Here is a 16,378-nt window from a genome sequence, read left to right on the forward strand (position 1 = left end):
AGAAAATCAAGATAAAAAAGAGAATCAATCAAATAATAAAAAACAAAGTGATTCTTTAAAAAAATCAAAAAATCAAACAAATAATCAAATTAATCAAGAAATATTAAAATATCTAGAAAATTTAGATAAATCTCAAAAAAATGATTTAAAAAACAACTTTAATATATTAAATCAAAATCAAGAAAACCAAGAAAATCAATGGTAAAGAGGTGTGAAATGCTAAAAAAGTTAATATTAATATTTTTTTTAATACAATATATAAGTTTTGCAGAAATAATATTAGATGTTAGTGATACAACCGTGTCATTAAATCAAACTTTTAATTTAAGTGTAATATTTAAAAATGAAAAACAAAAGAAATTTAAAATAAATGGAATAGAAAATTTTAAAATTTTAACTACTTCAACACAAAGTAATACATCTATAATAAATACTAAAGTTACAAAAGAGATAGTTTATAATTATAAACTTTTACCTATAAAAGAAGGTGAATTTAAACTTTTTATAAAAAATTTAAAAAGTAATGAAATATTTATAAAAGTAACAACTACTAGTACAAGTAATATAAATCAAAAAAAAGATATATTTTTTAAAACAAATGATTTAAAGAAAACATATTATTATGGCGAAAAAATAGTTTTTGAAAATCATTTGATTTCTAAGAAAAATATTAATGGATTAAATATTGTATCTCAGGATGATTTTACTAATTTTTCTAAAAAGGATATGACTCCTAAAAATTATGATGGTAAATATATTAGAATAGAAGGGGAAAAAGCTATAGATTTAACAATACAAAAATATATATTAACTCCAATTCAAAGTGGAAAATTTGAAATAAATCCTACAGTATTAGAAGTAACAACTACATCTTTTGATAGTTTTTTTGATAAAAATGAATATATTTCTTCTGAAAAAAAAAGTATAAACATTTTACCTTTGCCAGAAAAAAATAAACCACAAAATTTTTCTGGAATAGTAGGAGATTTTAAAGTAGATTATAAATATGAGAAGCAAAATAATAATATTGTATTAAAATTAAAAATAAGAGGAGAAGGAAATCTTGATTATTTAGAAAATTTAAATATAAATTCAAATGATTTTAATATATTTCAATCAGTAAAAAATAGTAATGAAATAGTAATGAATAATAAAGTTTTTGTAGAAAAAGAGTTTGAAATAATATTTATTCCAAATAAGAATGGTAAAGTAAAAATTTCAGAGATAAAAATACCTTATTTTAATATAAATAAAAAAGACTATGAAAATTTAATTATTAATAAACAAATATTTAATATATCAGGTGTTAAAGAAGAAAAAAAACAAGAAATTATAAAAAATAAAGAGAATAAAGAAAATAAAGAAAATAAAATAACAGAGGATATACAAAAAGAAAACACTAATAATATAGTTTATAAAGAAGTTGAAATAAAACAAATTAATAAACAAGATGACTTTAAATTATATTTTTATATTTTATTAATAGTAAACATTTTTTATCTATTAATAAAAATTGTTGTTATAATTTCAAATAAAAAAAATAGAAAAAATAAAATAAAATTAAAAAATTTAAAAAACTCTAAAAATATAAAAGAATTTTATAATAATTATATAGCGATTATAAAAAATAAATATAATATTAATTTAAAAAATACAAGAAAAAGTGAATTAAAAAAAATTAATCAAGAAATATTAGAAATTTTTGAAATATTAGAAGAAAAATTAGTTAAAAATAAAGATCTTAATAAGACAGAAAAAATAAATCTTATAAAAGAAATAAAAAAAATTTGCAAATAATTAAAATTCACTTATAATAGTATTAAGAATAAGTGAAGAGGTGTTTTAATGAAAAAAGTATTATTACTAATATTACTAATATTTTCAATAAATATATATTCTAATGAAGATAAAAAAATAGGTTTATCTCTTGCAGGAGGTGGAGGAAAAGGTTTTTTTCATGTAGGAGTATTAAAAGTTTTAGAAGAAGAAAAAGTTCCTATTGATTATATTGCGGGGAATAGTATAGGGTCTATTATAGGTTCTTTATATGCTATAGGATATACAGCAAATGATTTAGAAAAAATAACTACAATGATAGATTGGGTAACAATTTTTGATGACACCCCTTCGCGTAGAGAAAAACCTATGGATGAAAAAATATTTTCTGATAAATATGCTTTTGCTTTACCATATGAAAAAAATAAAGTGAGAACTCCACAGGGAGTTTTTTATGGTGAAAAAATATATTTAACATTAAAAGATCTTATGTGGAATGCAAGATATGTAAAAGATTTTGATGAATATCCAATACCATTTAGAGCTATAGCTACTGATTTGATATCAGGGAATCCCGTTGTATTTTCTAAAGGAGATTTAGCTAAAACAGTACATGCGAGTATGGCAATTCCTTCAATATTTGTTCCCGTAAGAATAAATGGTAAACTTTATTGTGATGGATTGGTTTCTAGAAATTTTCCTGTGAGTGATGTAAAAAAAATGGGAGCAGATTATGTAATAGGTGTAAATATTTCCGAACAAGAAGAAGAAATTGAAAATTTATCAGTATTAGGAATATTAAATCATATTGTTTCATATAGAGGATTTGATTCAACAAAACAAGAGAGAAAGTTAGCAGACTTACTTATAGAGACAAAAGAATTAAAAAACTATTCTCCAACAGATTATTCTAAAGCAAAAGAACTTATTAAACTTGGAGAAAGAATAGCTAGAGAACATATAGAGGAAATAAAAAAATTATCAAATCCAGAAAAATTTGAAAGATTACAAAAAAGAAAAAAAGAATTTTTAAAACAAGTAGAAAAAAATTATAGAGAATTAAATTTTATTTCTAGAGTAGAAATAAAAGGATTAAAAAAGATACAACCAGAACTTATTTATACAATACTTTTTAAAAAAGTTCCATTTTATATTACAAAAGAAGAGATGTTTGAAAAAATAAAAAAAATATATGCTACTCAACAATTTGATAAAGTATATTTTGAGTTTGAAGGAGAAAAATTAATTATTGAAGTAGAAGAAAGGGCAGCAAATTATTTAAGAGTTGGATTTGCTATTAATAGTTATACAGGTACAAAATTATTTTTAAGTACAGATATAAATAATTTTAATTTAAAGGGGTATAAAACAGTTATAGAAAGTGAAATTTCAGATACTCCTATGGTAAGTTTAGCACATTCATTTTTTTATGGGATAAGAAACAAATATGGAATGAGAGCAAAATTTAAATATAAAGCTAATAAATTTGTTTATAAAAATGAAAGATATAGAACAGGATTATATAATTTTGATAATTTTATTGGAACAATAAGTACACCTTATTTAGATGGTGGTATAGGTTTAGGAGTGGATTTTTTAAAAACAGAGTATAGTAATAAAAATTCTGAATTTGATTCTTCATATTTTTATTATATTTTTAGATATGATGACTTAGATAAAGATAATTATCCCGAAAAAGGACAACAATTAGTTTTAAAAAATAGATTAAATATTGATATATTTAATTTTGAAAAAAATACAAAACCTAATAAATTTGAATTTAAATACAAAAATTATATACCGATTTTTAAAGAAAAGTTAACTTTAATAAATGAATATTTTTATGATAATTTAAAAATGGAAACTAATAATATTGGAGATATCCACTATTATAGTAGAGTAGGAAGTATAAAAGATAAAGAAAATTTAGAATTTTATGGATTAAGAAAAGATGCAGTAATAACAGATAGCATAAATATCTATAGGATTGGATTACAAAAAAAATTAAATAATTTAACTTACTTAATAGGGAAAATTAATTTTGGAAATTATAAAGATGAAAATTCACAAAATAAATTTATTAGGGGTTATGGACTTACTTTAGGATATAAAAGTATAATAGGACCTTTAAACGTGAGTATTACTAACAATGCACTAGTATCTGGAAGTTTAATTCAATTTAATTTCAGATTTGAAATATAATTAAAAAGATGGCTATTTTATTTAAGCCATCTTTTTAATTATAATATAAAATTTTATATTTATTTTTTAATTTTTTTAAGGCTATTATTTGAATTTGTCGTATTCTTTCTCTTGTTAAATTTAGCATATTTCCTATTTCTTCTAAAGTATGAATTTTTTCATTAAATAATCCATATCTATAAATAATAACAACTTTTTCTTTTTCATTTAATTTGTTAAGTTGCTGCCATAATTCATAATATTCATATTGTGTGAGTAAGTTTTCTTCGATATAAGTTTCATCAGCGACCATACTATGTAGATCAACATTGTCTTGAAATGAATCTTCTAAAGAAACAAAAGATTGATTTGTTAAATGTAGATATTTTTCAACATCTTTAACTTTCATTTCTAGCTCATGGGCTATTAAGTTTAAAGGAGGAAGTTCTTCATTTTCTGACTTGTATTTTTGAATAAACTTAGATATTTTAGAGATGTTATCATGTACATATGCTGGATAACGCATGGCACCTTTTGTAGTTGAAAGTGCTCTTAGAATAGATTGCTTTATCCACCAAGTTGCATATGTAGAAAATCTTCTACCCAAATCAGGATTAAATTTTTCAACAGCTTTAATAAGGCCTATATTTCCTTCTTGAATAAGGTCTGGCAATGATAAACCACAACCAAAATATTTTTTAGCAACACTAACAACTAATCGTAAATTTGAATTTATAAGTTTTTCTCTAGCTTCATCTGAACCAGCCAGAGCTTTTTTTGAAAGCTGATATTCTTCTTCTTTTGTTAATAACGGATAATAGCTAATATCTTTTAAATATTCTGTTATATACATTACACCCTCCCTAACTTAAATATAAAACTTTGGTATTCATAATCCCATATTTATTATATGCTATAAATAAAAAAATCCTTTTTTATTTATAGAAATTTTTTATTTTTTATGTTAAACTTTAATACAGTAGGAGGAGTAATTATGATAATTTTAGGTATAGATCCAGGTACGGCAATAGTCGGATTTGGGATTATAGAGTATAAAAATAAAACATTTACTGTTTTAGATTATGGATGTATATATACAGAAAAAAATTTAGAAATGCCGAGAAGATTAAGTATAATTTATGAAGAACTTGATAAATTAATAAAAAAATATAATCCAGAGTATATAGCTATTGAAGATATCTTTTATTTTAAAAATAATAAAACAGTTATTTCAGTAAGTCAAGCTAGGGGGGTAATACTTCTTTGTGCTGAAAAAAATAATTTAAAAATATCTGCTTATACACCTCTTCAAGTAAAAATGGGGATAACAGGTTATGGAAGAAGTGAAAAAAAACAAATTCAAAAAATGGTACAAAAAATTTTAAAATTAAAAGAAATACCAAAACCAGATGATGCAGCAGATGCATTAGCTATAGCAGTTACACATATAAATGAATTAAATTCAAGATTATCATTGCATATTGCAAAAATAAATAAAAAAAAATTAAAGGATATACCTGATAAAATAACAGCAAATGAATTTAAAAATCTTTTTGCAGGAGAAAAAAAATGAAAAAAATCCCTTTAAGATTAAGGTTATTTATAATAAGTACAATCTCAATTTTTTTATTTATATTATTAAATGGAATTACAATATCTTCTTATTTAGAAAAAGTATTTAATAAATTTCAAGCAAACTTAAGAACAGAAGCAACAAATAATCTAAATAAAAAACTATTATCACAATCGAAGGTATTGCAAATTGAACTTAATAACAGAAAAGAAAAAGGAATATTATTGTTAAGCACTCTTTCTAATAATTTACAACTTTTAGAAAATACTTATAAAAATATAGGTGATTTAAAAACAAAAGAATATATAAATAATTTAATAAAAAAAGAAAATATAACATTAAAGTTATATGAAGAAATTGATATTATTTATGATATAGATAAAGAAAATTTGGAATCTTATAATAACTTAAAAAAATTAAAGAACAAAGAAATCCCATATTATATTAATTATTTTAAAGAAAAAGATTTTTTAGGTATAAAAATTTATAAAAGTATTTTTTATAATGAAAAATTTTTAGGGTTTTTAGTATACAAAGCTAATTTTATAAGTTATTTTGCAAAAGAATTATCTAATATAATTCAACTTGAAATAACTTTTTATAAAGATAAAAAAATATATTCTACTAGTTTATCTCCTTTTGTATTTTATGAAAAAAAATGGAATGTAATTGAAGAAGATTCTTTAAAAACAAATACTTTAATAATTCCTGTAAAAAATTATGAATTTGATAATAAAATATATAAATCAGCTTTTTATCCTATCAAAAATAATAATTCTAATACTATTGGAATGATTGCTATTAGTTTGAATTATAGTGAATTTGAAAATTTATTTAATAAGATTAATGATGATAAAGGGGTATTAATATTAAATTTTAAAAAAACAATATTAAAATTTACTATGTTTTTTTTATTGATATCACTTTTAGTAGTTTATATATTTATAACAAGAGTTTCAAAACCAATTAAAGAAATATTAGAAACTATACAAATAGTAAATGAAGGAAACTTAAACAGAAAAGCAAAAGTATATAATGATGAACAATTTGGAGAAATTGCTAAGAATTTAAATCAATTAATAGATAATTTGAAAAGTGTAGAAAAAATTAAAAAAGAATTTTTAACAAGAAATTTAAATGAACTAAAAACGCCGATAAGTGGAATAATAGGGATATCAGATTCCTTATTAAATAATGACTTAGGAAATTTAAATACTATTCAAAAAGAAAATATAAAAATTATTAATGAAAATGCTGAAAAATTATCAAATATAATTAATAAAATAATGGATTTTTCTATATATAATAAAAAAGAAAAAATATTAGAATTAAAAACAATAAATATAAAAAAAATAATAGATGAAAATATAATTAATATTTCTAATTATTATAAAAAAAATAATTTAGATATAAAAAACTATATTTCTGAAGATAAATCACATATTATGGGAGATTATAATAGTATTTATCAAATATTTAGTAATTTAATAGAAAATGCTTATAAATATACAGAGACAGGTTCAATAATAATAGATGCCAAAGATTTTGCAGATATGGTAGAGATAAGTATAATTGATACAGGAAAAGGTATAAATAAAGAGAAATTAAATAGAATATATGGAAGTTTTGAAAATGATATAGATTATGAAGGAATTGGATTAGGTATAGTAAATAAATTAGTTAATTTACATGGAGGAAAATTAGCAATTGATTCGAGAGAAGGAGAAGGTACAACAGTAAGTGTTACATTGAGAAAAAGTTATGAAAAATTTGCTAATAAAAATAATAGTATAAATAAACTAAAAGAGTTAATAGCAGCTAATAATTTAACAAAAGATAATAAACTTTCCTCAAAAATACTGATATTTGACAATGATTTTTTAAATATACAAGTAATAATGAATTATTTAATAGGAACAAATTATTATCTAAATGTAGTAGAAACAAAAGAAGAACTTTTTAGAGAAATAAGCATAAGAGAATATGAATTAGTTTTAATGGATTCTTCTGTACTTGGATTTGAAGGATATGATATTTTAAAAAAAATTAGAAGAAGATTTTCTATTTTTAAACTTCCAATAATGATTATTTTTCCACAAAATAGTGCAATAGGGATATCAAGATATTTTGAAAGTGGATTAAATGAATATATAGAAAAACCAATATATAAAGAAGCGTTTATTAGGAAAATTGATTCGATGCTAAAACTAAAAAACTCACTTGAGGAAATACTAAATGTAAATCAAAAATATAGAAAAGAAAAAAAAGAAAGATTAGTAGCAGAAAATTTGAAAAATATACATACTGAACTTACATCTACTTTGAATATAAAAGAGATATTTAGTATTTTATTTAAAAAAATAAAATACTTATTTGATTATGAAAGTGGAATGGTTTTATTAAAAGATAGTGATAGATATAGAGTAGTATTTCAAGATAAAGCATTAAAATCATCAGAAAAAAATGTTAGATTATTTAAAAGTAGATATTTAGATCCAATTACTAATAAAAAAAGAATAATAATACTTAGTGAATATAAATGTAAAAAATATTTTGGAGAAAAAGTAAAATCAGCAATAGTTATACCGACAGTATATGGAAATAATCATAATTGTGTAATAATTTTAAAAAGTAGTAATAAAAAACATTTTATGAAATTGGAAAAAGATAAAGTAGATGCGTTATTTTATCAAACAAATATAGCTCTTAAAAATGCAGCACTTTATCAAGAAGTTGAAGAAAAAAATAAGACTTTAAAAGATTTGATTGAAAAAATAAAAACAATTGAAAAATTGATTTCTGTTGTGTATAATGAAAAGGATAAAAATACAGCAATATATTATAATTTACTAATTATTATTAATCAATTAGGGCTAAATTATAAAGAAGGATATTTTTTTGAGTATAAAAAAGAGTTAAATTTATTAGAATGTAAAAGTTACTATTATAATGTAAATGTAGTATCTGAGAAAACAGAATCTAGTATAATAGAGCATGAATTATGGTCAAAAAATTTAAAAATTCCATTAACGATTAATAATATTTTAACAAAAGCATTTAATAAAAATAAAGATATTTACATGAAAAAAATAGATGAAAATAATAATATGCTTATAGAAAAATTTGAAAATGTTACAATTTTACCTATAAATTATGAAAATATTCGTTATGGGGTATTAGTATTAGAAGGAAATGGAATAAAAACAACTATAAATGAAGAGGAAAAAGAGATACTAAAAATATTTAGTTTGAATTTAGGAATTTATTTACATACCAGATATTTAGAAGAAAATAATCTTAAATATGAACAAATAAGAACAATGGGGAAATTTGCACAATCAATTGTACATGAACTTCGAACTCCACTTGTTGGAATAAAAGGATTTGTTTCTATTGTAAAATCTAAATTTGAAAAAATAAAATTAAATGATAAAATAAATATGTATTTAGAAGGAATAGAAAAAGAAACTGAAAGAATACTAGATGTAGTAAATCAAGTAGTAAATTTAGTAGATTATGATAATAAAAAATATGTTTTTAAAGAAGAAAATATTAAAAATGTATTTGAAGAAGTTGTAGATAATTTTAAAAGTGAAATAAAAGAAAATGAATTATCGCTAGATATATCTTTAGAAGAACAATATTATTCTATTGATAAAACAGAATTTAAAAAAGCAATAATTCATATATTAAAAAATTCTATTGAAAACGTTGATTTTGGAAAAACAAAAAATATATTAAAAATAAAAATGGAATCAATGGATAAATTTGATAGAATTATAATAGAAGATAATGGTGTAGGAATAAAAAAAGAAATATTAGAAAATATTTTTAAACCACTTGTATCTACAAAACTTCAAGGAACAGGATTAGGATTAACATTAGCAAAATCAATAATAGAAAAACATGGGTTTGAACTTTTTATAGTATCAAAATATTTACAATATACAAAAGTAATAATCCAGATTCCTAAAATTTTAGAAAGGTGAGAAAGATGAATATAGTTTTATTAGAACCAGAAATACCATATAATACAGGAAATATAGGAAGAACATGTGTTCTTACAAATACAAATTTGCATTTGATTAAACCTTTTGGTTTTTCTTTAGACGAGAAACAAATTAAAAGAGCAGGTCTTGATTATTGGAAAGATGTTAAGCTATATATACATGATAGTTTAGAAGAATTAATAAAAGCAAACAAAAATTCAAATTTTTATTTTGCTACAACTAAAACAAAACAAAAATATAGTGAGGTAAAATATAATAAAAATGATTTTATAGTATTTGGACCTGAATCAAGAGGGATTCCAGAAGATATATTGAATAAATATAAAGAAAACAATATTACTATTCCAATGACTCCTATAGGACGTTCATTAAATTTATCAAATTCTGCAGCAATTATTTTATACGAAGCACTTAGACAAATTGATTTTGATTTTTCTTAAATATAGGAGATTACTGTGAAGAAGAAAAAATTATTTTTAATATTAATATTAGTAATAACAGCTATAAGTATTAAATTGTTTTATAAAATTAAATATTATGAAGAAATATACTTTTATTCAAAAAAATATAATATAGAAGATAAATTATTATTGGCTATAATAAAAGTTGAAAGTAATTTTAATAAAGAAGCAATTTCTTATAAAGGAGCAGTAGGCCTTATGCAAATAATGCCTTCTACTGCTCGTTGGATAACTAAAAAATATGATTTTAATAGAGAGTATGATTTATTATTTCCTATTGATAATATTGAAATAGGAACTATATATTTAAATTATTTGACAAAAAAATTTAATGGGGACTTAAAAAATATATTAATTGCATATAATGCAGGCTCACAAAGAGTGTATAATGATAAATGGAAAGATATAAAAGAAACAAAATTATATATTTATAAAGTTAAAATTGCTTACTTTTTTTATAAATATATTGTTTGACTTTATTTAAGATTATGATATAATAAATTATTGGAGGTATATTTGTGAATAGAATAGCAACCTTATCTATTTTTATTGAAAACAAAGATAGTATAAATAAAGTAAATCATATTCTATCAGAATATTCAGAAATTATTATTTCAAGAATGGGGATTCCTTATAGAGAAAAGAGAATATCTGTAATAGTATTAATAATTGATGGTAGTAATGAAAATATTGGTGCTCTTTCTGGTAAAATAGGCAATTTAAATGGAGTATCAGTAAAAACAGCAATGAAAAAATAGTTTTAAATTATATTATTAAGCATAAGTATTAATTTTTTTAATTTAAATGGCGAATAAAATTTTATTAATAAAAGTTCCTGATTACAAGGAGTAATCTAAGTAAAAGGGAAGGTATATTTGAAAAAAATATTTATATTTTTTGTTTACCTTCCTCTTTTTTTAAGTGGAAGCTTTTTTATTTTATGGAGGGAAATATGAATAAAGAATTATTAGGTACAACATGGCAAGAGGAAGTAAAGGCAGAAAGTTTTGTAAATGAAGAATTATTAGAAACATTATTATTAGAAACAAAAAATCCTAGTGAAGAAGAGTTCAATGCAGTAATGGAAAGAGCAAAACATCAAGAAAGATTAACTCTTAAAGAAGTAGCAATTTTACTAAATACTGAAGATAAAGATAAAATTCAAGAAATATTTCATTTAGCAAAATCGATAAAAGAAAGAGTGTATGGAAATAGAGTGGTGTTATTTGCACCTTTATATTTAGGAAATAAATGTACAAATTTATGTACATATTGTGGATTTAAAGCAACAAACCAAGATACATTAAGAAAAACACTTTCTTTAGAAGAAGAAAGAAAAGAAATAGAAGCTTTAATTGATGAAGGACATAAAAGACTTATACTAGTGTATGGAACACATCCTGATTATAAAGCGGATTATATTGCAGAAACAGTAAAATTAGCGTACTCAATAAAAAATGGTAATGGTGAGATAAGAAGAGTAAATATAAATGCAGCACCACAAACGATAGAGGATTATAAACTTATAAAAGATGCAGGAATAGGAACATATCAAATATTTCAAGAAACTTATCATCAAGAAACATATAAAAAAGTTCATATAGCAGGAGAAAAATCTAATTTTAAATGGCGATTATTTGGATTGAGTAGAGCAATGGAGGCAGGACTTGATGATGTAGGAATAGGAGCTTTATTTGGTTTATATAATTGGAAATTTGAAGTATTAGGACTTATGCAACATGTAGAACATTTAGAAAAAGAATATAATGTAGGACCACATACAATATCTTTTCCTAGATTAAAAGAAGCAAATGGATTATTAAAAAATGAAAAATATTTAGTTAATGATGATGAATTAAAAAGAATAATAGCAATATTAAGACTTGCAGTACCATATACAGGACTTATCCTAACTGCAAGAGAAGAACCAGAATTAAGAAGAGAATGTATGGAACTTGGAGTATCACAAATTGATGCAGGAACTCAAATAGAACTACAAGGATATTCAAAACACAAAAGGGAGCAAGATTTAAAAAAAGAACAATTTAAAATAGGTGATAGTAGAAGTCTTGATGAAGTAATGAGAGAACTTATGCAAGGAGGATTTACACCATCATTTTGTACAGCTTGTTATAGATTAGGGAGAACAGGTGAACATTTTATGGAGTTTTCAAAACCTGGATTTATTCATAATTTTTGTACTCCAAACGCTGTCCTTACATTAGCTGAATATTTAGAAGATTATGCAAGTGAAGAAACTAAAAAAATTGGATATGAATTGATAGAAAAAGAAATTGATAAATCAAATGTAAAAGAAGACATAAAAGTTACATTAAAAGAAAAATTAGAAAAAGTAAAAATTGGTCAAAGAGATTTATACTATTAGGAGCTTAAGTATGAATTATAGAATAGAAAAAGATAGTTTAGGACAAGTAAAAATAGAAAAAAATAAATATTATGGAATAAATACTAAAAGAGCTTTGGAAAATTTTGAACATAAAGGTAAAAAATTAAACTTAGAAATTATTAAATCTATGGCCATTGTAAAAATGGCTGCTGCTATTGCAAATAAAAAAATAAATAAATTAGATAAAAAAATGGCTGATTTTATAATAGAATCTTGTGAGGAAATATATAGTGGGAAATATAATACTGAATTTCCATTGTATGCTATACAAGGTGGTGCAGGAACTTCGATTAATATGAATATAAATGAAGTGATTGCAAATATTATATTAGAAAAAATGGGCTATGAAAAAGGAAGATATGATATAGTTAATCCTATTGAACATATAAATTTGTCTCAATCAACAAATGATGTTTTTCCTACTGCAGTGAAAATAAGTGTAATAAGAATTCTTAGGGAATTAATAAACGAAGTAATGAAATTACAAGAAATTTTACAAGAAAAAGAAACTGAATTTTCAAATGTATTTAAAATAGGAAGAACACAATTTCAAGATGCTGTACCAATGAGTGTAGGATCAGAATTTTCAGCTTATGCAGAAGCTGTCTCTAGAGATAGATGGAGATTATATAAAATAGAAGAAAGAATAAGAAGAATAAATATTGGTGGAACAGCAATAGGAACAGGAGTTGGAGCTAGTTTAAAATATAGATATTATGTAAGTGAGGAACTTAAAAGACTTACAGGATATGGATTAGCTAGAGCAGAAAATCTAATAGATGCAACACAAAATATGGATGTATTTGTAGAAGTATCTAGTTTATTAAAAACACTTGCGGTAAATTTAAATAAAATGGCAAAAGATTTAAGAATATTGTCTAGTGGACCAAATGCTGGATTAAATGAAATAAATCTCCCAAAATTACAAATAGGTTCTAGTATAATGCCAGGGAAAATAAACCCCGTAGGTCCTGAATTTATCCAACAAATATATTTTAAAATTATAGGGAATGATCTTACATTAACTATGGCTTGCGCAGATGGTGAATTAGAATTAAATGCATTTACACCAATAATTGCAGAATCTATATTAGAATCAATAGAGCTTTTAAGAGATGGGATAAAAGTATTTGCTGAAAAAGTTGTAAAAGGAATAACTGTAAATAAAGAAACATGTAGAAAATATGTAGAAAGTAGTTTAACAAAAGCAACAGAGCTTATTGATAAATTTGGATACGAGTTTTTATCTGAGATATTGAAAGAAAGCAATAAAACAGGAAAACATTATTTAGATATTTTAAAAGAAAAAAAATTAATTTAATAAAACCACCTTTTGGCCAAGCCAAAAGGTGGTTTTATTATTGAACACATTTTTTAATTGCATTAGCTACATTTTCAACAACTTTTTTATTAAAAGCGTCTGGAATAATATAATTATCTGCTAATTCTTCATCTGGTATAACATTAGCTATAGCATATGCTGCAGCTATTTTCATTTCCTCAGTAATGGTTTTAGCTCTAGCATCTAAAGCACCTCTAAATATTCCTGGAAAAGCTAATACATTATTTATTTGATTAGGATAATCGGATCTACCTGTACCAATTATTTTAGCTCCTGCTTTTTTTGCAAGTTCTGGCATTATTTCAGGAGTAGGATTGGCCATTGCAAAAATAACTGGATCAGTATTCATAGATTTTATCATGTCTTTAGTTACTATATTAGGAGCAGATACTCCAATAAATACATCAGCATTTTTTAAAGCAGTGGCTAAAGATCCTTTTATTAAATTATTATTAGTAATTGATGCTATTTCATTATGAAGAGGATTTTCATAATGAATATTTTTATTTAAAATTCCATTTATATCACAAGCTATTATATTTTTAGGATTTAACTGTTTTATCATTTTTATAATAGCACTTCCAGCAGCACCTATGCCATTTACTACTATAGTAGCTTTTGTAATATCTTTTTTAAGATATCTATAAGCATTTATTAGTGCAGCAGTTACAACTATAGCAGTACCGTGTTGATCATCGTGAAATACTGGTATATCAAGCTCTTCTTTTAATCGTCTTTCTATTTCTACGCATCTGGGAGCTGAAATATCTTCTAAATTTATTCCACCAAAATTTGGAGCAATAAGTTTTACAGTTTTAACTATTTCATCTACATCATTTGTATTTAAACATAAAGGAACAGCATTTACACCAGCAAATTCTTTAAATAAAATAGCTTTACCTTCCATTACAGGTAGACCAGCATAAGGACCAATATCTCCAAGTCCAAGAACAGCACTGCCATCACTAACTACAGCAACAAGATTTCCTTTAGAAGTATACTTATAAATGTTTTCTTTATTTTTTACTATTTCTCTACAAGGTTCTGCTACTCCTGGAGAATATGCTAAAGTTAAATCATTTTTATTTTTGACATTAATTTTTGATATTACTTCAATTTTTCCTTTATTTTTTTCATGCAATTCTAACGCTTTTTTGTATATATCCATTTTTTCCCCCGATTATTTTAATTTTTTTATTATAAACAAGTAGTTTCATATAGATCATTACCATAAGTATCATTTACTACAAAAACAGGAAAATCTTCTACATATAATTTTCTTATAGCTTCTGTTCCAAGGTCTTCATATGCAATAAGTTCAGCACTTTTTACACATTTTGAAAGCAAAGCAGCAGTCCCACCAACGGCTGCAAAATAAATAGCTTTATTTTTTTTAATAGCTTCTTTAACTTTTTTATTTCGAGGCCCTTTTCCAATCATTGCTTTTAATCCATGTTCAAGTAAAATTGGAGTATAATCATCCATTCTATAACTTGTTGTTGGACCACATGGACCTATAATATCTCCTGGTTTTGCTGGAGCTGGACCAACATAATAAATTATTTGATTTTTTAAATTAAATGGTAATTCTTTCCCATTTTTAAGTAATTTAACTAATCTTTTATGAGCTAAATCTCTTGCAGTATATATATATCCTGAAATATATACTTTTTCCCCACATTTTAAGCTTTCCAAACTTTTTGGATTAATAGGTGTTGTAATTTTCATTATTCCCCCTTTGTAAAATTATATATTAAAAATATTTATTAGTTTTTTTAATACCCCATTATTATCATTTTTATCTATTACTTCGAGATGTGGCAAACTTTCCTTTAATTTATAGTGTGCATTACCCATAATAAATCCTAAACCAGATTCATTTAAAAGTTCATAATCATTAAAACCATCACCAAAAGCTATTGTTTCATGCTTATCAATATTAAAATTTTTAAGTATAGAAAATACAGCATGAGCTTTTGAAGTATTAGCATTAATAATTTCTAAAGAGTATTCTGTAGAAAACATTGTCTTTATTTTATTGCTTATAGATTGTATATCTTTTTCTAATTTCAATAATTTTTCATGATCACCAATATATACTAGTTTTGTAATGTTTTTATCTCTAAAATTATTAAAATTAGATATTTTGTATTTATATCCTGTTTTTTCTTGGTATTCAACTATTTCTTTTATAAAAATATCTTTTTCTACAAACCAATCTTCGTTGTAATATAAATTAGGAATAATATCATTGTCAATTTTTAAATCTAAAATTTCATTAACAATATTTTTGTCTATTTCATACTCTTTAATAAGTTTATCTTGATAGTAAATTCTACTACCATTATTTGTAACTAAAGGAGTATCTAAAGATAATTCTTTTTTTACAGGAAGAGCATCATATAAACATCTACCTGTAGCAATTATTACTTTTAAACCAGAATTTATTAATTTCTGTATATATAAATTTGTTTCTTTATCAATTTTTCCATTACTTTTAAGTAAAGTTCCGTCTAAATCAAATGCGATAGCTTTTATATGTTTCATTTGTCATCACCTATTTTTTTTATTATATTATAACATAAAATCAAATAATCATAAACAAAAAAAGTACACCTAAATTTTAGG

At 22.9% G+C, this 16,378-nt stretch carries 14 protein-coding genes; 10 read left to right on the forward strand and 4 right to left on the reverse strand.

Translation table 11 applies throughout. The annotated features are described in order from the left end of the window. The 3 genes from EV215_RS10495 to EV215_RS02660 all read left to right on the forward strand — a co-directional run. Positions 1–205 (forward strand): hypothetical protein (locus EV215_RS10495; protein WP_371682580.1); only part of this gene is annotated, 205 nt, incomplete at its 5' end. An 11-nt stretch (positions 206–216) separates the two neighbouring features. Then, positions 217–1,797 (forward strand): BatD family protein, encoded by a 1,581-nt coding sequence (locus EV215_RS02655; protein WP_166667325.1) that lies wholly within the window; start codon positions 217–219, stop codon positions 1,795–1,797. Between the two features lie 48 nt (positions 1,798–1,845). Next, on the forward strand, positions 1,846–3,978 hold the full coding sequence (locus EV215_RS02660; RefSeq protein ID WP_134112444.1) for a patatin-like phospholipase family protein: 2,133 nt from the start codon (positions 1,846–1,848) through the stop codon (positions 3,976–3,978). A gap of 34 nt (positions 3,979–4,012) precedes the next feature. Here the strand turns inward: EV215_RS02660 and EV215_RS02665 are convergent, their stop codons facing one another. Then, the gene (locus EV215_RS02665) at positions 4,013–4,810 is read right to left on the reverse strand and encodes a sigma-70 family RNA polymerase sigma factor (RefSeq protein ID WP_134112445.1); all 798 of its coding nucleotides are present in this window, start codon (positions 4,808–4,810) and stop codon (positions 4,013–4,015) included. Positions 4,811–4,951: 141 nt separating this feature from the next. Here EV215_RS02665 and ruvC point away from each other — a divergent pair, with 141 nt between their 5' ends. The 7 genes from ruvC to EV215_RS02700 all read left to right on the forward strand — a co-directional run bounded on the left by ruvC (position 4,952) and on the right by EV215_RS02700 (position 13,729). Continuing rightward, positions 4,952–5,530, forward strand: a complete 579-nt coding sequence (gene ruvC, locus EV215_RS02670) for a crossover junction endodeoxyribonuclease RuvC (protein WP_134112446.1) — start codon at positions 4,952–4,954, stop codon at positions 5,528–5,530. After that, positions 5,527–9,519: an ATP-binding protein gene (locus EV215_RS02675; RefSeq protein WP_134112447.1), complete on the forward strand. Its 3,993-nt coding sequence runs from the start codon at positions 5,527–5,529 to the stop codon at positions 9,517–9,519. The genes ruvC and EV215_RS02675 overlap by 4 nt, the downstream gene beginning before the upstream one ends. A gap of 5 nt (positions 9,520–9,524) precedes the next feature. After that, on the forward strand, positions 9,525–9,980 hold the full coding sequence (gene trmL, locus EV215_RS02680; RefSeq protein ID WP_134112448.1) for a tRNA (uridine(34)/cytosine(34)/5-carboxymethylaminomethyluridine(34)-2'-O)-methyltransferase TrmL: 456 nt from the start codon (positions 9,525–9,527) through the stop codon (positions 9,978–9,980). 15 nt (positions 9,981–9,995) lie between these two features. Further along, entirely contained in the window at positions 9,996–10,475 is a 480-nt protein-coding gene (locus EV215_RS02685) for a lytic transglycosylase domain-containing protein (protein WP_166667326.1), read from the forward strand. A 44-nt stretch (positions 10,476–10,519) separates the two neighbouring features. Continuing rightward, positions 10,520–10,759 carry a TM1266 family iron-only hydrogenase system putative regulator gene (locus tag EV215_RS02690; protein ID WP_134112450.1) on the forward strand — a complete coding sequence of 80 codons (240 nt, stop codon included), beginning with the start codon at positions 10,520–10,522 and terminating at the stop codon, positions 10,757–10,759. 194 nt (positions 10,760–10,953) lie between these two features. Further along, entirely contained in the window at positions 10,954–12,387 is a 1,434-nt protein-coding gene (hydG, locus tag EV215_RS02695; RefSeq protein WP_134112451.1) for a [FeFe] hydrogenase H-cluster radical SAM maturase HydG, read from the forward strand. A gap of 10 nt (positions 12,388–12,397) precedes the next feature. Next, on the forward strand, positions 12,398–13,729 hold the full coding sequence (locus EV215_RS02700; RefSeq protein WP_134112452.1) for an aspartate ammonia-lyase: 1,332 nt from the start codon (positions 12,398–12,400) through the stop codon (positions 13,727–13,729). Positions 13,730–13,766: 37 nt separating this feature from the next. Here the strand turns inward: EV215_RS02700 and EV215_RS02705 are convergent, their stop codons facing one another. Genes EV215_RS02705 through EV215_RS02715 form a run of 3 tightly spaced genes read right to left on the reverse strand, consistent with a single transcriptional unit; the run spans position 13,767 to position 16,297 of the window. Then, a complete protein-coding gene (locus tag EV215_RS02705; RefSeq protein ID WP_134112453.1) occupies positions 13,767–14,918 on the reverse strand; it encodes an NAD(P)-dependent malic enzyme in 1,152 nt (383 codons plus the stop codon). Between the two features lie 29 nt (positions 14,919–14,947). Beyond that, positions 14,948–15,478, reverse strand: a complete 531-nt coding sequence (locus EV215_RS02710; RefSeq protein WP_134112454.1) for a Fe-S-containing hydro-lyase — start codon at positions 15,476–15,478, stop codon at positions 14,948–14,950. 18 nt (positions 15,479–15,496) lie between these two features. Next, the gene (locus EV215_RS02715; RefSeq protein WP_134112455.1) at positions 15,497–16,297 is read right to left on the reverse strand and encodes an HAD family hydrolase; all 801 of its coding nucleotides are present in this window, start codon (positions 16,295–16,297) and stop codon (positions 15,497–15,499) included. Positions 16,298–16,378: the final 81 nt, after the last annotated feature.

This window comes from Hypnocyclicus thermotrophus (genome assembly GCF_004365575.1).
Taxonomy (GTDB): domain Bacteria; phylum Fusobacteriota; class Fusobacteriia; order Fusobacteriales; family Fusobacteriaceae; genus Hypnocyclicus; species Hypnocyclicus thermotrophus.